We start from the raw sequence: 18057 nt of genomic DNA, 5'->3' as shown, positions 1-18057 counted from the left end.
AAGCGGCCGCTCAGTCAGCCGCCGGATCCACCCCGGTCCGTCGAGCATTCACCCGCTCGCGTTGCGGCACCACCGTGTAGCGCGGGTCGCGCGCCGACGCGACGCCACCGTAGAAGATGCCGAACCGGGTGGCCACCGACGCGCCCAGCAACGCGACCCCGGACAACGCGCCCGCCGCGCGGCTGCGCCGGCCGAGCAGCGCCCCGGCCACCCCGGCGACGGTCAGCAGCCGACCGGCGCGCAGCAGCCGACCGGGCCGCCCCGACCGGTAGGGCTCGCTGAGCAGCCCCAGGCGGGTCTCCACCCGGTGCGCGCCGTACAGCTCCAGGGCCGCGCCGGCCACCGCCATCCGGCGGGCCGGCCCCGCCTGTGCCGGTGGCGCGGCGAGCAGACCCACGCCGGCGCCGCTGGCCAGCGCGCTGCCCGCGAAGATGACCGGCAACTCGGGGTACGCCTCATGCCACGACGGCACCGCCGTGTCGGCGAGCAGCACCCCGGTGTACGTGGCCAGCGCCGGCGCGGTGGCGGCGGCGACGAGCCCGGCGGCGTGCCCGACCGGCGGCAGTGCCCGGCCGGCGAACCCGAGCAGCCCGCGGCGGGGCAGCAGGCCGGCGCCCTCGGCGATCGCGGCGACCCCGGCGGCCGGCCCGAACGCGGTGAGGATCCAGGTGCCCACCGACATCGGCGAGGTCGGTTTGGCCACCCGCAGCATGTGGTGGAACCGCTCCGGCCGGCCCAGGTCCCGGATCAGGAAGACGGCGCTGGCGCTGACGGCGCCCAGCGCGGTGACCCGACCGGCGCGGCGCAGCACCGGCCGGCCGGTGAGCTGCCCTCCCGCGGCGAGCAGCGACGAGCCGGCGGCCAGCCCACCGGTGAACAGGTACGCGGCGATGTCCCACTTCCAGACCGGCGCCTTCAGGATGGGCCGCCCGTAGTACGACGTGAACTCGGCCTCCGGAACCCGCAGCTCCTCGCCGCCGCCCCGACCGCGCCGCCGGCCCGCCCGCCGGGTCGGGTCGCCGGCGGGCTGCCGTGCGACGGAGTCACCGCCGGGCTGCCGGGCGGCCGTCTCGTCGCGGGCGTTGGTGAACCGGCGGAACCGATCGCCCACCCGGGGGCGCTCTGTGCTCACGAGGATCCTCCGACGACGAACGCGGCGACGGCCGCCGCCGTCATGGCCAGCGCGGCGAGGCCGGCGCGTTTCCACATCGCCGGCAGATCCCGCGTCGTCACCACCGGATCCGGCGGCAACCCATACACCTCCGGCTCATCCAGCAGCAAGAAGAACGCCCCGTCACCACCCACACCGTCGTTCGGATCCTCCCCGTACAACCGCGCCTCGGGCACCCCGCGGTCGTGCAACGTCTGCACCCGCGCCGCCGCCCGCTCCCGCAACTCGTCCAGGGGCCCGTACTGAATCGACTCCGTCGGACACGCCTGCGCACACGCCGGCGTCATCCCCGCACCCAACCGGTCATAACACAGCGTGCACTTCCACGCCCGACCATCACCCTTACGCTGATCGATCACCCCATACGGACACGCCGAAATGCAGTAACCACACCCATTACAGATGTCCTCCTGCACCACCACCGTCCCGAACTCCGTCCGGAACAACGAACCCGTCGGACACACATCCAAACAAGCCGCATGCGTGCAGTGCTTACACACATCCGACATCATCAACCACCGAAAATCCGACCGCCGCTCCACACCAGTGCCCCGCCCCGGCGGCTGCCCACCCGGCATACCCAGGAACTGCGGGCCCGCGCCGCCGTTGGTCCCGGTGGGGCCGTCGCGCGTGACGGTGGGGTGCGGGCTGTGCGCGGCGGCCGGGTCGCCGAGCACGTCGATCCGGCCGCTAGGCGTCGACCCCGCGGTGGCGGGAGTGCCGGTGGCCATGCGGGCGGCGGCCGATGGTGACCCGGGCGGCAGGCCCGGGTCGGTGCCGGTCGGGCCGGTGGTGCCGGCGGCGACCGCCGCCGACGCCGCGCCGACCGTCGCGCCGGTCGGCGTACCCGCGAACGCCGCGCCGCCGTGCCCCGCCGGGCGTGGCTGCTCGATGAACGCGACGTGCCGCCAGGAGTTCGCGGTCAACGCCCCCGTGTTGTCGTACGACATGCCCAGCAGATCCAGGCCACTTCCCGGAACGCCGTTCCACTCCTTGCAGGCCACCTCGCACGCCTTGCACCCGATACACACGCTCGTGTCGGTGAAGAACCCCATCCGCGGCGGCGCGTCCACATAACCGGCGTCCGGCGCCGGATCGAGCGGCCCGTAGAGGCTGTTCGGGTCAGGAGCCATCGCGCCCCTCCACGTCCTGGTCGGTGGTGACGGCCGGCGCATGTCCGCCCGGTGTGATCCCGGCCCGCCGCTGGTAGTCGGCGACCAGGTCGAGCAACGCCGTCCCGGTGGGCCGGCGGCCCGACCGGACGTCACAGGTACCGATCTTGCTCTCCTGGATGAGGACGTTGGGGTCGAGGGTGATGCCGAACAGGTCGTTGGCCGAGTCGCCGGTGACCAGACCCTCGTAACCGAAGTGGTACGGCAGCCAGACCTGGTGGATGATCCGACCGTCCACCCGCAGCGGAGTGAGTCGGTCGGTCACCAGCACCTTCGCCTCGATCACCGCGCGCCCGCTGACCAGGTGCGCCCACCCCAGATGCGCCAACCCGGCCTCGGCGGCCAACTCGGGCGACACCTCGACGAACATCTCCGGCTGCAATTCGGCCAGCGGGCGCACCGTGCGGCTCATCCCACCGGCGGTGTGGTGCTCGGTGAGCCGGCTGACCGTGAACACGTACGGGAAGACCTGGCTGTGTTCCTCGGGCGGGCTCGGGTTGACCGAGTTCACCGGGTGCGCGTACGACTTGCGGGTCGGGTTGGCCTGTTGGCGGTAGAGCGGGTTGCGCACCGGCGACTCGACCGGCTCGTAGTGCGTCGGCAGCGGCCCGTCCAGCACGCCGCTGGGCGCGTAGAGCCAACCCTTGCCGTCGCCCTGCATGACGAACGGATCGTCGCCGGCGATCCCCTCCGGCCCGGACGCGCCGGCCGGCGGCCGGTACGACGGGGGTTTGGTCTTCTCGAAGTCCGGTACGTCGTAGCCGGTCCACTCGGCCTTCTCCGCGTCCCACCACACGTAGCGTTTGCGCTCACTCCACGGGTTGCCGTCCGGGTCGGCCGAGGCGCGGTTGTAGAGGATGCGGCGGTTGGACGGCCACGCCCAGCCCCACTCGGCGGCCACCCAGTCCTGCTCGTGTCGGGACTTGCGGCGGGCGGCCTGGTTGACGCCGTCGGCGTACACGCCGGTGTAGATCCAGCAGCCGATCGCGGTGGAGCCGTCCGCCCGGGCCTCGGTGAAACTGGACAACGGACGGCCGGTCGTCACGTCGTACCCGTTGATCTCCCGCAGCACCGACTCGGCGCTCGGCTCCGCGTGCGGACCGTGCGTCGGGTAGTCCCAGGTGAGATCGAGCAACGCCCGGTCACGCGGCAGCTTGGAGTCGGCCAGCTTCTCCCGCAGCTTGCGCCCGAGGTGGTAGAAGAACCACAGCTCGGAGCGGGCGTCGCCCGGCGGCTCAACGGCCTTCTCCCGCCACTGCAACAACCGCTGCGTCTGGGTGAACGTGCCCTCCTTCTCCACGTGCGAGGCGGCCGGCAGGAAGAACACCTCGGTGCGACATTCCTCGGGCACGATCTCGCCGGTGGCCACCTCGGGGCCGTTCTGCCAGAAGGTCGCACTTTCGATCATGAACAGGTCCCGCACGACAAGCCAGTCGAGGTTGGCCATGCCGAGGCGCTGCGCCCGGCCGTGCGCCGAGCCCACTGCCGGGTTCTGCCCGAGCAGGAAGTACCCCTTGATCTTCCCGTCGATCATGTTGAGCACCTGCTGGTAGGTGCCGTGGTCACCGGTCATCCGAGGCAGGTAGCCGTAGCAGTAGTCGTTCTCCGGCGTCGCCGCGTCACCCCAGTACGCCTTGAGCAGGCTGGCGGCGAACGACTCGGCGTTGCCCCAGAAGCCCTTCTGGCCGGGGTGCCGGATGCTGTCCACCCACTCGCCGAAGGTCGGGTGGTCGGCGTGGTGCGGCATCGGCAGGTAGCCGGGCAGCAGGTTGAACAGCGTCGGGATGTCCGTCGAACCCTGGATGCTGGCGTGACCGCGCAGGGCCATCACCCCGCCACCCGGGCGGCCCATGTTGCCCAGCAGCAGCTGGATGATCGCCCCGGTACGGATGTACTGCACGCCGACGCTGTGCTGCGTCCATCCCACCGAGTAGATGAGCATCCCGGTGCGGTCGCGGCCGGAGTTGGCCGTCCACGCCTGGGCCAGTTCGAGGAACTTCTCCTGCGGGATGCCGCAGACCCGCTCCACCATCTCGGGCGTGTAGCGGGAGAAGTGCCGCTTGAGGATCTGGTAGACGCAGCGCGGATGCTGCAACGTCTCGTCCCGCTGCGTCTGCCCGCCGACCGGCGCCCCGTGCGACTCGTGCGCCAACCCCGCGGCGTTGTCGCGCTCCTGGGCGGTGTGCCCGCTGCCGGAGGAGCCCTCGTGACCCTCGTACTGCCAGCTGTCCTGCACGTAACTGCCGGTCTCCGGGTCGAAGCCGGAGAAGAAGCCGTCGCCGTCCTCGGTGTCGCTGAACTGCTCGCTGACGATCGTCGCCGCGTTGGTGTAGGCGAGCACGTACTCCCGGAAGTCCAGCTCGTTGTCGAGGATGTAGCGCACCACGCCGCCGAGCAGGGCGATGTCCGTGCCCGCCCGGATCGGCAGGTACGTGTCGGCCACCGCGCTGGTCCGGGTGAACCGTGGGTCGACGTGGAAGACCTTCGCGCCACGGCGCTTGGCCTCCATCACCCACTGGAAACCCACCGGGTGCGCCTCGGCCATGTTCGAGCCCTGGATGACGATGACGTCAGCGTTGGCGATGTCCTGCTGGAAATCCGTCGCACCGCCACGACCGAAGCTGGCCCCCAGACCGGGGACGGTGGCGGAGTGTCAAATACGGGCCTGGTTCTCGATCTGGAGCGCCCCCATCGCGGTGAACAACTTCTTGATGAGGTAGTTCTCCTCGTTGTCCAGCGTCGCCCCGCCCAGACTGGAGATCCCCAACGTCCGGTTGAGCGGCCGGCCCTGCTCGTCGACGTCCTCCCAGGTCTGCTCGCGGGCGGCGAGGATCCGGTCGGCGATCATGTCGAGCGCGGTGTCGAGGTCCAGGTCTTCCCACTGCGTCGAGTACGGCCGCCGGTAGCGCACCGTCGTCTGCCGCAACGGACTGGTCACGAGGCTCTTGCTCGCCGAGCCCTTCGGGCAGAGCCGGCCCCGCGAGATCGGGCTGTCCGGATCACCCTCGATCTGTGTGACCTGCCCGTCCTTGACGAACACCCGCTGGCCACAACCCACGGCGCAGTACGGACAGACCGACCGGGCGACCGAGTCGGCGGTGTCGGTACGAGCGGTCAGGCCAGCCGAGCGCGCGGACTTGGCCGCCGCGCCCCGGCCCAACGGGTCCGTGCCGGTGAGCTGCCGATACACCGGCCAGCCCTCGATGAACGTCCGCAGACCCACCGCCGACACCCCCTCCCACGCGAGCGACCTCACGAACATAAGTCAGATGAGGACTGTTCGCTAATCGAGAGGGTGGCGCCGCGGCAACCTCACTCGGTGCGCAGGCTCCAACTCAGCGCGGGGATCATCACGGCCGCGGGAACGAGGTGCAGTCCGACAAGGGCGGTGATGGTGGCGGCGGTGCCCCCGCAGAGCAGGGGCGCGATCAACGAGATCGCGGTCAGCGACACCGCCGTCCACACCCAGCGCGCGGCGGGACGCGCGCTCCAGCGCAGCAGAGCGGCGGCGATGACGATGCCCACGACCGAGAAGACGCCGGTCACCACGGCGAACCCGGGTACCGGGATCGTCTCGCCACCAGCGGGGACCGCGAAGTCGACGCCGGCGGCCCGGGCGAGCGCGGCGGCGACGGTGGTGGCCAGCACCGCGACCAGCGTGGCGAGGAGCCCGACACCGACGAGCCCGCGCAGTCGGTGGGTACGGCTGGTCCGGCCCGACGCCGGGGCCGCGGCGCTCACCTGGCACCGTCCTCGGGGAGGCGCTGCGGCAGCCCGAGCCGCGGGAACTGGTCGTCGTGGAAGGTGACGATCTCGGCGACCGCCCCGCCGGCGACGCGCAGAACGTCGATGGTCAGCGGCAGGTACGCGTTCTCGGACTCCCGCCACAGGTAGAAGGCGACGGCGGGCTGCCGGTTCACGGCGGTCGGGACGCCCCGCAGGCGTCCCAGGTCGGCGAAGCCATCCTGGACCCAGTCGTTCAGCACCGCGTCGCGGCCGACGTGGACGCCGGCGGTGGGCGGCATCGAGCAGCGGACGTCGTCGCGCAGCATGGTGGCGAGGGCCTTGATGTCCTTGGCCACGCTCGCGTCGGTGAAGCGGCGTACCAGCTCACGCGTCCCGGCGTCCTCCGCACCGCCGGTCCAGTCCTGTCGCTCGGCGGGCAGGTGCTCGCGCATGCCGGCGCGGGCCCGTTGCAGCGCGCTGTTCACCGAGTTGACGGAGTCCCCAAGCAGCTCCGCGACGTCCTTAGCCGGCCAGCCCAGCACGTCCCGCAGGATCAACACGGCCCGGGGGCGCGGCGCGAGGTGCTGGACCGCCACCAGGTACGCCAGCTCGATCGTCTCCCGCGCGACCGCGACGGTCTCCGGCTCGTCCGCGTCGCCGGCCGGCAGCTCGTCGAGCAGCCGGTCCGGGTACGGCTGCAACCACCGCACCTCGCCGCCGGTCGCCGGCTCCGGGCGGCGCCTGGCGAGCAGGTCCAGGCAGGCGTTCGTGGCGATCCGGTACAGCCAGGCCCGGAACGACGAACGCCCCGCGAAGGTCTCCCGCCGCCGCCACGCGCGCAGCAACGTGTCCTGCACGGCGTCCTCGGCATCCTCGAACGACCCCAGCATCCGATAGCAGTGCACGTGCAGCTCCCGCCGGTGCCGACCCGCCAGCCCTGCGAAGGCCGACTCGTCGACCTCACCCAGATCACCCATGCCCACCTGCTCGTCCGTGTGCGCACTCGTCACGTCATGCTCCCGTCTCGTCATGTCCCGTCGCAGGTATGACGGGTGCGGGCGCGACAACTCATCACCGGGCCGGACGATCCTCCTCCGACCCGGCGCGGGGCGGCCGCGGCTGGTCGTTGCGGTGCCGCCCGTCAGACAGCGGCGACGTGCGCACCTCGACCGCGCCCCGACGCTGGTAATCGTCAGCCAGGATGGCGACCAACGGCGGGATGGCGGGACGCGCGACCTCGGGGGCCAACTTCGACAGGTCCTTGATCTGCTGGATGGAGACCTCGCGCAGCCGACCCCGCTGCTTGTTGACGAGTTGACCGATCACGTCCTTGAACGCCTGCGCCTCGCTGCCCTGCCAGACGACCAGGCCGACGCGCATCGCGGCGAACACCTCGGCCACCTCACGGGCGTCGACGAGGTCACGTTCGTAGATCGTGAACAGCCGGGGAAACTCGATGAACAGGTTCGGGTGCTGCGCCAGCACCGGGGCGAGCCGCACCGCCGCCTCGGTGCCGTCCGACCAGAGCACCAGCTGGGTCAGCTTCCGTACGTCCTCGTATTCGAGGCGACCCGCGTGGTGGACGAGATACTCGATGAGCAGGCTCACGATCTCCTGCGCCGACGGCAGGGCCGAGGCGTCCATGATGGTCTCGTGGTCGCCGGGGCGTTCGTCGCGGTGCACCAGGGACGACACCACCTTCATGCACACGTCGCCCTGCTCGTCGTCCCACTGCGCGACCCGGCGACCGTGCAGGGCGGTCGCGCCGAGCAGGAGTTGCAGCTCCCGCCGGGAATCTCCGGCGAGGCGGGCTTCATGGGCGTGCCGCAGCAACCGGTCGATCGGCACGCGCCGCTTGGACACCACCGGCTCGTCACCGGCGGAGAAGTCGATGGCGGACAGGAGCATCGCCCAGCCGTTGTCGTCGAGACCGGCGTGCAGGAACCTGATCGTCGACTGCCACCAGGACAGCGGGTCACGACCGTCGGGCACGAGATCGCGCAGGGCGATGGACGCATCGCCGAGCTCGACCAGAAGCGTGAGCAGATTACCGAGGTAGGCGGCGACCCGGCCGAGCAGGTTGCGCCCGGACGGGTTGTAGTCCCGGAACCGGCCGAACGTCTCGCGCTCCTGGCTGGAACGGATGAGCGCCTTCAACTCGGCCACGATCACCGCCCGCTGCCCACTCGACCTGGTCTCGAACAGCTCCCGCACGAAGGGCATGACCGCGCCGCCGACCGACAACTGCTGGTGCGACAGCAGCGCGAAGAACTGGTCATCGGTCCACTCCTGACCGACCGGCAGGTATCGCCGCGCGTTCGCGAGGCCGTCCAGTTGATGCAACACGTGGTAGGCGATCAGGTACTCACCGAACGTCGCGTGCAGGAACTCGTAGCTGCTGCCGGTGACCAGACTGCTGTCGACGTCTGCCGCGTGGATGAAGAAGAACCGGGCGATCGTACGGATCGCCGGGTCCAGCGGGCGGGACAAACGCTTCCGGTTCCCGGTGTACGCGGCCGACGACAGCAGCATCGGCGCCAGGTCGGCGTCCAGGTCCTGGCCACTCACCGACTGCTGCCCCCGGTTGAACATGGCGAACGCCGCGATTCCCAGTTGCCACAGCTCGCGGTCCGCCTGGACGGCGGCCTCGTCGCCCTCCAGCTGTCGACCCGCCGGCCGGGGCGCCTTGGTGACCTCACGACTCACGTAGCCGTTGAGCAGCCACTGGTAGAGCTGCCCCTGCGTGACCTGACCGGCGCCGTCCACCGGCGGGTCGTCAGTCGCCCCGAAGATCGCCAGCATGAGCAGGAGCAGCGGCTGACGGGCCAGCTCGCCCATCGACCACACGGTGTCGGCGGCGAGCGGCTTGACCGTCGCGTTGGCGATCGGCTCCCGATTGACCTCGTTCCACATGTCGACCCACTCGCCGACCTGCTCCCGGTCGAAATCGCGCAACTTGATCACCAGCGAGCCGGCCGGGATGTTCGCGATGTTGGCGACCACGGTACGGGAGGTCACCACGACGGCGACCGGCGAACCGATCGATGCCTCCTTCTCCTGGAACTCGCGCACCTCGTGCAGGAAACCGGACTCGGTCGCGCCGGTGGCCTGCATCAGTTCGTCCAGACCGTCCAGGAGGACCACTCTGGTGACGTCCTGACTGGCGTCGGACAGCTGACGCCACCGCACACCGAGGTGGGTGTCGTCGTCCAGGAATTCCTGAATCTGCTGGTAGATCTTGCCCGCCGGATTCTTCACCTCGCGCAGCGGCACACGGACGGCAGTGAAATGCTCGGCCGGCAGCCGCGCCGCCGTGATCTTGGTGAGCAGGGACTTTCCGGCGCCCGGATGACCGAGGATCACCAGCGGACGCTCCGCGCTGCGAGCCGAGGCGAAGTACGCGGCGAGAAAATGATCCAGCCGGTGTCCGTTCCGCTGCTGCTTCCACCACTCCTCCTCCCAGGTGCGGGACTGACCGTCGGTGACGGCCCACTGGAAGTGCGGATTCACGTAACCCGATTCGGTGGTCGGCATCCGCAGGCCCGACATCTGATCCATCTCGGTGACCTGGGCGATCGGCTCCGACAGCAGATGGCGGTTACGCTGCGCCATGATCGTCCGGTCGTGTCCGTGCTGCCTGTTCGGCAGGTACGGCAGGTCGTTGAGGAGCTGCTCCATGAGCGCGAGCGACCGCTGCTGGAACTGCACGGACGTCCGGTGCGCGTCCTCCTGCGTCGCCGCCACGAACCCGATCTGGTCCAGCAACGCCCACATGCCGAATTCCGGCACGTCGGCGGCCAGCCGACGGTAGTCGTCGCGGTAGATTCCGATCGCACTGGTGACGATGCGCATCTCCATCGGCGACGGCCCGAACGGGTTGTGCCCGTCGGGCTCGATCTTCTCCCAGGCGGCGAGGCCCCGAAAGAAACCCAGACACCGCTCCGTCATCGACTCGTAGAACGGAATCACCGAGGCCCTCAGGTTGGCCTCGAACCCACAGCCCGCCCACGGCAGCGGCAGTTCCACACCCAGCAGGTACGAAACGATGGTGTCGTGGGTGACGTTGCTTTTCCCGCGAACCATCTTCTGTTTCTCGCCCTCGGTGAGACGAAGGCGTGCGTAGCCCTCGCCCACCACCTTGTTGAGGGCAGTGAAGAAGGCGCCCGCGATCAGTGCGGTGTGCGCGGCCGCGATCAACTCATGCCGTTCCCGACCCTTCGCACCGAGGGTACGGTCACGGAAACGCTCGACGGCCATCGTGATCTGCTGGACCAGCTCGTTCTTCTGGTCGATCCATCCCCACGCGACGCTGATCGCCGGCAGCAGGGCGCCGGCGCCGCCGCTGCCGAGAGCCGCCAATCCCAGCAGGGTGCCGAGCTTCGCACTCCACCCCGGGTCGTGCTTGCCGAGAATACGGCGGGCGGTTTCGAACGACATTGACGAACCGCTCACCGCGAGTCCCTTCAGATGACACCGGGAAGCGGCCACCCTAGCCCCGAAGAACCGGGCGAGCTGTCGGTTATCTGGCAGCTTCCGTTAACCACGTCGGGACGTGCGCGCAGTCCGAGGAAGGTCGCTTGAGCGACACCGGGACCGGCGGGCGTTACCCTGACAGCATGCAGGCCGTCTCGCCCACCGCGACCGGCGTGGCCTTCCTGGCCCGCCCGGGTCGTCCGGCCGTGGTGGCGCGCACCCTCACCGAGCTCACCGGCCCCACCCGCGGCCTGGTCGAGCTGCCGGTGCGGTTGATGTGGAACGCCGAGCGCACCTTCGACCTCGGCGACCCCGACCAGCTGCTCTGGATGTACGAGAACGTGCTGCGCGAGACCGCCAGCGCCGACGACCTGCGCAGCCTGATCAACGGGCGGACACTGCGCCGGGTGTGGCGGTTGCTCAACCTGCCCCGGGGCGTCCGCCTCGCCTGGGAGAGCCGGCACCGCGGCCTGCGCGCGGCGTGATCGCACCACACCTGCACGAGTTCTACCGGGAAGTGGCCCGGGTGGCGCTGACCGCCGCCGGGCCGTACCGGTTCGTGCTGGGTGGCGGGGTGGCCTGGGCCGCGCACGGCCTGGTAGCCCGGCCAACCGAGGACGTCGACCTCTTCGCCGACGTCGAGGGCGCCGCCGCGGCGGCCACCGCCGGGGTGCGCGTGGCGCTGGAGCGGGCCGGGTTCACCGTCACCGACGCCGACCCGGACAGCGAGCTCGCCGATCTGTTCGACGGGTACGGCCAGGACATGAAGGACTTCGTGGTGAGCCGCGACGGGCGGGAGATCCGGCTCAGCCTGGCCCGGCTGGACCGGCAGCAGAGCCCGGTGGTGATGGACCTCGGCCCGGTGATGGACGTGCGCGACCTGGTCGCCAACAAGATCGCGGCGTTGGTCAACCGGCGGGAGGTCCGAGACTTCATCGACGTGGCGGCGGCCCTGGAACACTACGACGTGACGCAGCTCTTGATGCTCGCCCGGCAGGTCGACCCCGCACTGGACCCGGCCGACGTGCGGGCCGCCGGGCGTTACCTGGACCGGCTGTCCGACAAGCGCTTCGGCCGCTACGGCCTGGACGCCGACGACGTCGCCAGGGTGCGCCACCGCTTCGCCACCTGGCCCCGCTGACGCCACCGCCCGCGAACCCGTCCCGCCGGGGTGCCAGCTCCGCCGCTGGCCGGGCCGACCCTGCGGGGTGTCGGTGCCGAACTGCCGCCCCTTCTTCCTCCTCGCACCGCGGGCCGCTCCCCCGCGACCTCGTCCAGAGCGCCCTACCTGCGACGGCCTGCGAAAATCGGGGCTGGCGTGGCGCACGTGACAGGCGCTGGTTATGGTGCGCGAGGCGCTCACGAGGCGCGTCCACCCCCATGGAAAGGCACGTCATGACCTCTGGATCCGGTCCGTCGCGTCGCCAGGTGCTCGCCGTCGCCGCCGCGGCGGCGACCGCCCCGCTGATCGCCGCCGCCCCCGCGCAGGCAGCGGGCCCGGCCCGGTCGCGCACCTGGGACCTCACGCTGCTGGGCACGTCGGACACCCACGGCAACGTCTACAACTGGGACTACTACCGCGACGCCGAGTACGACGACAGCAAGCACAACGACATCGGTGTCGCGAAGCTGGCGACCCTGATCAACCAGATCCGCGCCGAGCGGCGCGGCAAGGCCACGCTGGTCCTCGACGCCGGCGACACCATTCAGGGCACCCCCCTCGCCACGTACTACGCCAAGCAGGAGCCGATCACCGCCACCGGCGAGAAGCACCCGATGGCCCGGGCCATGAACGTCATCGACTACGACGCCGTGACGCTGGGCAACCACGAGTTCAACTACGGCCTGCCGCTGCTGGACCTGTGGATCCGCCAGCTCGGCTTCCCGGCGCTCGCCGCGAACGCGATCAACGCGAAGACCGGCAAGCCCGCCTTCCTGCCGTACGTCATCAAGAAGGTCTCCCTCGGCTTCGCGGCGCCGACCCTGCGGGTCGGCATCCTCGGCCTGACCAACCCCGGCGTGGCCATCTGGGACAAGGGCAACGTCGAGGGCAAGCTGCGCTTCGACGACATGGTGGCGACCGCCGCGAAGTGGGTGCCGATCATGCGGGCCCGCGGCGCGGACCTCGTGCTGATCTCCGCGCACGGCGGCGACAGCGGCACCTCCAGCTACGGCCCGGAGCTGCCCAACGAGAACCCGGTGGCGCTCATCGCGCAGCAGGTGCCGGGGATCGACGCGATCCTCTTCGGGCACGCCCACAACGAGGTCGTCGAGCGGTTCGTCACCAACGAGCGGACCGGCGCGCAGGTGCTGCTCTCCGAGCCGTCGAAGTGGGGCCAGCGGCTCACCCGGATGGACTTCACCCTCGCCCGTGAGCATGGCCGCTGGACGATCACCAAGAAGGCCGCCACCATGCTCAACACCAACACGGTGGTCGAGGACCCGAAGGTGCTCGCCGCCGTGCGGGCCCAACACCAGAAGACCATCGCGTACGTCAACCAGGTGGTGGCCCAGGCCAGCGTGGAAATGTCCGCCGTGGAGTCCCGGTACAAGGACACCCCCATCCTGGACTTCATCAACCACGTCCAGGCCGAGACCGTCACGAAGGCGCTGGCCGGCACGCAGTACGCCAACCTGCCGGTGCTGTCGCAGGCCTCGCCGTTCAGCCGTACCGCGGTCTTCCCCGCCGGCGACGTCAAGATCCGTGACGTGGCCGGGTTGTACGTGTACGACAACACCCTCGAGGCGGTCGTGCTCAGCGGCGCGGAGGTGCGCGCGTACCTGGAGTACTCGGCGAAGTACTTCCGGACCCTCGCCCCGGGCGCTCCCGTGGACACCGAGCAGATCAGCGACTCGCCCGCGGTTCCGGACTACAACTACGACGTGATCTCCGGCCTGGACTACGACATCGACATCTCCAAGCCGGTCGGCCAGCGGATCACCCGGCTGGTGCTTCCCGGCACCGACACCCCGGTGGCGGACGACGCGCAGTTCGTGATGGCGGTGAACAACTACCGGCGCAGCGGCGGAGGTAACTTCCCCGGCATCGTGAAGACCCAGGTCTACAACGCGCAGCAGGAGATCCGCCAGCTGCTCATCGACTGGGCGCAGGCCAAGGGGACGATCAACCCGGACGACTTCTTCCAGCCCAACTGGCGACTGGTACGCGAGGGCGTGCCGGTCTTCTGATCGCAGCACGTAGGCGGGCCGTGGGTGGCGACGCCCCGGCCCGCCTGCTCGTCTCTGCGCCCCGCACGTTCCAATCTCAGCCCTGCACGTTCCCGCCTCAGCCCTGCACGTTCCAGCGGATCGGGTCCTCGGCCTTCTCCGGCCGGTCCCGCCCGGGATCGGTCTCGGTCAGCGCGACGCGCTCGTCCGGGCGAACAGCGGGCGGCAACTCCCCGAACCGGATGTGGCGCAGGAACGCGTACTCGTCCTCGGTGAACGGTTGCTCGGCCATCGGCACCCCCTTCTGCCCTGCCATTGTCTGACGGCGGGCGGCCCGCAGCACCGGCCTCTCGGCTGACAGTCCCCTCGACCGTCGGGTGCGGGCCGACACATCGCGTAAGGCATCCTAGGATCCTGGGTGTGTGGCCCGAGCAACGCGCCCTCGACAGGGCGGGGGCGCGGGGCCTGGGCCACGACCCGGTCGCCGGCCAGACCGGTGCCGTCGGCCGTCAGCCCGCGGACCAGGCGAGCAGACGGACGCAGGCGAGCGCAGGCCAGGCGGGCACACGGGCGCAGGCGAGGCGGGCCTGGCGGGCCTGCGGACCGCCGGGCTGTTGCTCAGGAGTAGATGTTGGCGGCCGGCCGGCGCGGGGCGGGCAGCCGGTCCAGCACCGCGAGCGCCGCCCGGACCGGTCTGCGTCGCAGCATGTTGTCGAAACTTGCCCGACCCTGACAGAAGCGGACGAACATCCGCCAACCCGGCGGGGTCGCCAACAGCGCGTGGAAGACCTCCGGGCGGCGGGTGAACAGGTCGAGCAGCCGGAATCCCGCCCGCATCTCCGGCGTCAGGCGCTCGGTGACCGCCCGCTCGTACCCGGCCAGATCACCGTCGGCGACCGCCGCGCCGGCCATCTCCCCGGAGCGCAGCGCGAAGCTGATGCCCTCGCGGCTCCACGGCTCCAGCAGCCCGGCGGCATCCCCCACCACCAACACACGGCCGTTGCGCAATGGGGAGTCCTCCGCACGGCAACGGGTCAGGTGACCCGAGTCGTGCTCCGCCGGCAGCCCGGTCAGGCCCAACCGGTCGACGAACTCCCGCAGGTACGCGCGCGTCCCCTCCCCCGCGCCCCGGCCCGCGATCACACCGACGGTCAACCGGTCGCCCTTCGGAAACACCCAGGCGTACGAGCCCGGCATCGCCCCCCAGTCCAGCAGCAGTCGCCCGCGCCAACGCTCCTGCTCGGCGGGCGGCACCGGCACCTCCAACTCCAGCCCCAGGTCCACCTGCCGGTAGCGCACGCCCACGTGTCGGGCGGTCACCCCCGAGGAACCGTCCGCGCCGATCACCGTGCGGGCCGTGATCGTCGTACCGTCGGCCAGCCGCAGGCGTACGCCCTCGGGGTCCTGCTCGATCGCGCGGACCGCGACCTGCTCCCGCATCTGCGCGCCGGCGGCGACCGCCGCCGCGCGCAGCCGGTCGTCGAACTCCTCGCGGCGCACCATGGTCACCACCGGACTGCCGTTGCGGCGGGTGAACTCCCGCCGGCCGTCGCGGGTGAACGTCACCCGGTCCACCCGGTCGTGCGCGGGCACCTCGATGCGACCGCGCACGGCCGCCAGCGACGTGCCGATCAGGCCACCGCCACAGGTCTTGTACCGCGGGTGCGCGGCCCGCTCGACAACCAGCGTACGAACGCCGGCGCGGGCCGCGGCGTGTGCCGCGGAGAGCCCGGCGGGGCCGGCGCCGACGACGACGAGATCCCAGACGATCACGGTTGCAGCCTAGGGCACCCTCCGCTGCGCGGCCCGGGCACGGCGAGCTGCCATACGCCCGATCGGGTGGGCATCTTCGGTCAGGCAGGGGGTAACCGACGTGGCGCGACCGTCCGCGCGGGAGCGGACGAGCAAAGGAGGAGATCATGCAGCGGGTTCAGCTGTCCGAGGTCGAGCAGCGCGTGTACCAGGCGGTCACCGCCCTCGAAGCTCGTGGCCAGGTCCCCTATCCGGACCTGATCGCCGAAGGATCCGGTCTGACCGAGGAGCAGGTGCACACCCCACTGCACGAACTCACGCAGAAGGGCCTGCTGCACCGCGAGGACTCGCCGATGGCCGGCCTCGACTTCGGCCCCCGATTCTGCGCCCGCCAGATGGCGTGACCCCCGACGGTTGGCCCCCGCCTGCCGGGGTAGCGGTCAGGGATGCATGATCGACCGTCAACGGGGGGCACCATGAGTGCGGCGCACGAGCCGCAGCCGGTCGACGCGGCCGAGAACCGCCGACGCTGGCAGGCCGTCGGGGTCGGGCTGGTCGCCGCGTTCATGACGCTGCTCGACGTGAGCATCGTCAACGTCGCGGTGCCGTCCATCGACCGCGCGTTGCACGCCTCCCCGAGCGACCTGCAGTGGGTCCTCTCCGGGTACGCGCTGACCTTCGGGCTGGTGCTCGTACCGGCCGGCCGCTTCGGTGACTTCCGCGGGCGGCGCAACGCGTTCGTCTTCGGCATCGCGCTGTTCACCCTGACCAGCGCGCTCGCCGGCCTGGCCACCTCCCCCACCTGGCTGGTCGCCGCCCGGCTGCTCCAGGGCGCCGCCGCCGGCATCATCAACCCGCAGGTGATCGGGTTGATCCAACAGCTGTTCCGAGGGCCGGAACGAGCCCGCCCGTTCGGTCTGCTCGGCGCGACCATCGGCATCTCCACCGCCGTCGGGCCGTTGCTCGGCGGGCTGCTCATCGCCCTGGGCGGCGAGGAGCACGGCTGGCGGTGGGTCTTCTTCGTCAACGTGCCGGTCGGCATCGTCGCGGTGATCCTCGGGTGGCGGCTGCTGCCCGGTCGACCCGCCGGCCAGCCCGGCCGACGCCGACTCGACCCGATCGGCGTGCTACTGCTCGGCGTCGGCGTGGTGCTGATCCTGCTGCCACTCGTACAGGAGCAGCAGTGGCGTACGCCGTGGAAGTGGGCGCTCATCCCAGCCGGCCTGGCGGTGCTGGTCGCCTTCGGGCTGTGGGAACGGTGGTACGCGCGGCACCGCGAGCCCCTGTTCGACCTGCGCCTGTTCACCTTCCAGTCGTACACACTCGGATCGCTCATCGCGCTGGTCTACTTCGGTGGGTTCACCGCGATCTTCTTCATCTTCACCCTGTTCCTGCAGAACGGCCTCGGCTACAGCGCGCTCGTCGCCGGTCTCGCCATCACCCCGTTCGCGCTCGGGTCCGCCGCCGCGTCCGCGCTGGGGGGACGCATCGTCAACCGCTTCGGCCGTCCCCTGGTCGCCATCGGACTGCTCGGCGTGGTGGTCGGCCTGGCCGCCACGGTGCTCGCACTGCGCCTCGCGCCCGACGCCCCGGCGCCCTGGGTCACCGCCGCGCCGCTGCTCGTCGCCGGTATCGGCAGCGGACTGGTCATCGCCCCCAACCAGACACTCACCCTCGCCCAGGTGCCGGTTCCCCAGGCAGGCAGCGGGGCCGGCATGCTCCAGACCGGCCAGCGGATCGGGGCGGCGGCCGGCATCGCCGCGGTCGGGTCGATGTTCTTCTCCTCGCTCGCCGACAGTCGCGGCAACTGGACGTCGGCCTTCGAGAAATCGCTACTGCTCGCCACGGGGATCATCGCGCTCGCGCTGGTCGCCGCGCTGATCGACATCCTCCGCAGCCACCACGACTGAAAATCCCGGGAGTACGCGCCGCGCGGGTCGACGCACCGCGCGGGTCGACGCACCGCATGCCGCTTGGGTTCACGCGTCGCCCAGGTCGGCATGCCGATCGGCGGTCAGTCACGGGCCGGGCATACCAACGGCCGACACCTGACCGGCCGCCCAATGCCCGCCGCCCGCCGCCCGTCGGCGGTCGGCCGTCATGCCGAGATCTTGGACAGTTTCCGTTAGGGCCCGAACGGAAGCTGTCCAAGATTCACCGTCACGCGGGCCGACGATGCCGGTCAGCCAAGCTACGCCCGTGGATGTGCGGGTCGGCCGGTCACTCGGCGGAGCTGGGTATGCCGCTAGCCGGCACCCGGCTCGGGGTGGCGGCCAGGTCAGTGAGCGATGGCCGGGTACACCGATAGCCGGCACCCAACTCTGGGTGGCGGCCAGGTCAATGAGCGATGGCCGGGTATGCCGATGGCCGGCACCCAACTCGGGGTGGCGGCCAGGTCAATGAGCGGGGGCTGGGTATGCCGATGGCCGGCACCCCGGGTTCGGGGTGCCGGCCATCGGTCGGTTCGTGCGGTGGGGGTCAGCTGTTCCAGTGCTGGCCAACGAGGTCGGTGGCCTGCTGCTCCCACTGGGCGTAGGCGTCCGGGTAGGCGGAGACCTGTACGGTCTGCGCGGCCTGGGTCAGGGGCATGTCCTG

At 70.9% G+C, this 18057-nt stretch carries 13 protein-coding genes; 5 read left to right on the top strand and 8 right to left on the bottom strand.

All coding sequences use genetic code 11. From position 1 onward, the window contains the following. Window positions 1–10 precede the first annotated feature (10 nt). The 6 genes from nrfD to ACGGAQ_RS19460 all read right to left on the bottom strand — a co-directional run bounded on the left by nrfD (window position 11) and on the right by ACGGAQ_RS19460 (window position 10506). Window positions 11–1132: an NrfD/PsrC family molybdoenzyme membrane anchor subunit gene (gene nrfD / locus ACGGAQ_RS19485; RefSeq protein ID WP_393051167.1), complete on the bottom strand. Its 1122-nt coding sequence runs from the start codon at window positions 1130–1132 to the stop codon at window positions 11–13. Then, the gene (locus tag ACGGAQ_RS19480; RefSeq protein ID WP_393051165.1) at window positions 1129–2304 is read right to left on the bottom strand and encodes a 4Fe-4S dicluster domain-containing protein; all 1176 of its coding nucleotides are present in this window, start codon (window positions 2302–2304) and stop codon (window positions 1129–1131) included. The genes nrfD and ACGGAQ_RS19480 overlap by 4 nt, the downstream gene beginning before the upstream one ends. Continuing rightward, window positions 2294–5605: a formate dehydrogenase gene (fdh, locus tag ACGGAQ_RS19475; RefSeq protein ID WP_393051163.1), complete on the bottom strand. Its 3312-nt coding sequence runs from the start codon at window positions 5603–5605 to the stop codon at window positions 2294–2296. The genes ACGGAQ_RS19480 and fdh overlap by 11 nt, the downstream gene beginning before the upstream one ends. 50 nt (window positions 5606–5655) lie before the next feature. Next, the gene (locus ACGGAQ_RS19470) at window positions 5656–6084 is read right to left on the bottom strand and encodes a DUF6069 family protein (protein ID WP_393051160.1); all 429 of its coding nucleotides are present in this window, start codon (window positions 6082–6084) and stop codon (window positions 5656–5658) included. Continuing rightward, window positions 6081–7046 (bottom strand): RNA polymerase subunit sigma-70, encoded by a 966-nt coding sequence (locus ACGGAQ_RS19465; RefSeq protein WP_393051609.1) that lies wholly within the window; start codon window positions 7044–7046, stop codon window positions 6081–6083. Before ACGGAQ_RS19465 ends, ACGGAQ_RS19470 begins: the two co-directional genes overlap by 4 nt. Window positions 7047–7140: 94 nt before the next feature. Beyond that, window positions 7141–10506 (bottom strand): NACHT domain-containing protein, encoded by a 3366-nt coding sequence (locus tag ACGGAQ_RS19460; RefSeq protein ID WP_393051157.1) that lies wholly within the window; start codon window positions 10504–10506, stop codon window positions 7141–7143. A gap of 179 nt (window positions 10507–10685) precedes the next feature. On the opposite strand from ACGGAQ_RS19460, the gene ACGGAQ_RS19455 reads away from it, so the two are divergent. From ACGGAQ_RS19455 to ACGGAQ_RS19445, 3 genes are all read left to right on the top strand, one after another. Then, window positions 10686–11027 (top strand): hypothetical protein, encoded by a 342-nt coding sequence (locus ACGGAQ_RS19455; RefSeq protein ID WP_393051154.1) that lies wholly within the window; start codon window positions 10686–10688, stop codon window positions 11025–11027. Then, window positions 11024–11683, top strand: coding sequence for a nucleotidyl transferase AbiEii/AbiGii toxin family protein (locus tag ACGGAQ_RS19450; RefSeq protein ID WP_393051151.1), 660 nt, complete (start codon window positions 11024–11026; stop codon window positions 11681–11683). Before ACGGAQ_RS19455 ends, ACGGAQ_RS19450 begins: the two co-directional genes overlap by 4 nt. A gap of 254 nt (window positions 11684–11937) precedes the next feature. Next, window positions 11938–13731: a bifunctional metallophosphatase/5'-nucleotidase gene (locus ACGGAQ_RS19445; protein WP_393051148.1), complete on the top strand. Its 1794-nt coding sequence runs from the start codon at window positions 11938–11940 to the stop codon at window positions 13729–13731. A gap of 97 nt (window positions 13732–13828) precedes the next feature. On the opposite strand, the gene ACGGAQ_RS19440 is transcribed toward ACGGAQ_RS19445, so the two are convergent. Both ACGGAQ_RS19440 and ACGGAQ_RS19435 read right to left on the bottom strand, forming a co-directional pair. Then, window positions 13829–14002 carry a hypothetical protein gene (locus ACGGAQ_RS19440; RefSeq protein ID WP_234591432.1) on the bottom strand — a complete coding sequence of 58 codons (174 nt, stop codon included), beginning with the start codon at window positions 14000–14002 and terminating at the stop codon, window positions 13829–13831. 326 nt (window positions 14003–14328) lie between these two features. Next, window positions 14329–15483, bottom strand: coding sequence for a geranylgeranyl reductase family protein (locus ACGGAQ_RS19435; protein WP_393051145.1), 1155 nt, complete (start codon window positions 15481–15483; stop codon window positions 14329–14331). Between the two features lie 146 nt (window positions 15484–15629). Here ACGGAQ_RS19435 and ACGGAQ_RS19430 point away from each other — a divergent pair, with 146 nt between their 5' ends. Together ACGGAQ_RS19430 and ACGGAQ_RS19425 are read left to right on the top strand one after the other, a co-directional pair. After that, the gene (locus tag ACGGAQ_RS19430) at window positions 15630–15866 is read left to right on the top strand and encodes a hypothetical protein (RefSeq protein WP_393051142.1); all 237 of its coding nucleotides are present in this window, start codon (window positions 15630–15632) and stop codon (window positions 15864–15866) included. A 42-nt stretch (window positions 15867–15908) separates the two neighbouring features. Then, window positions 15909–17372 (top strand): MFS transporter, encoded by a 1464-nt coding sequence (locus ACGGAQ_RS19425; RefSeq protein WP_393051139.1) that lies wholly within the window; start codon window positions 15909–15911, stop codon window positions 17370–17372. The last annotated feature ends 685 nt before the right edge of the window (window positions 17373–18057 follow it).

Origin of the sequence: Micromonospora sp. NPDC047557 (assembly GCF_043205095.1) — a bacterium.
Classification (GTDB): Bacteria; Actinomycetota; Actinomycetes; order Mycobacteriales; family Micromonosporaceae; genus Micromonospora.
Note: the sequence above shows the minus strand (reverse complement) of the source record. Positions and strands in the feature narration are given on the sequence as shown.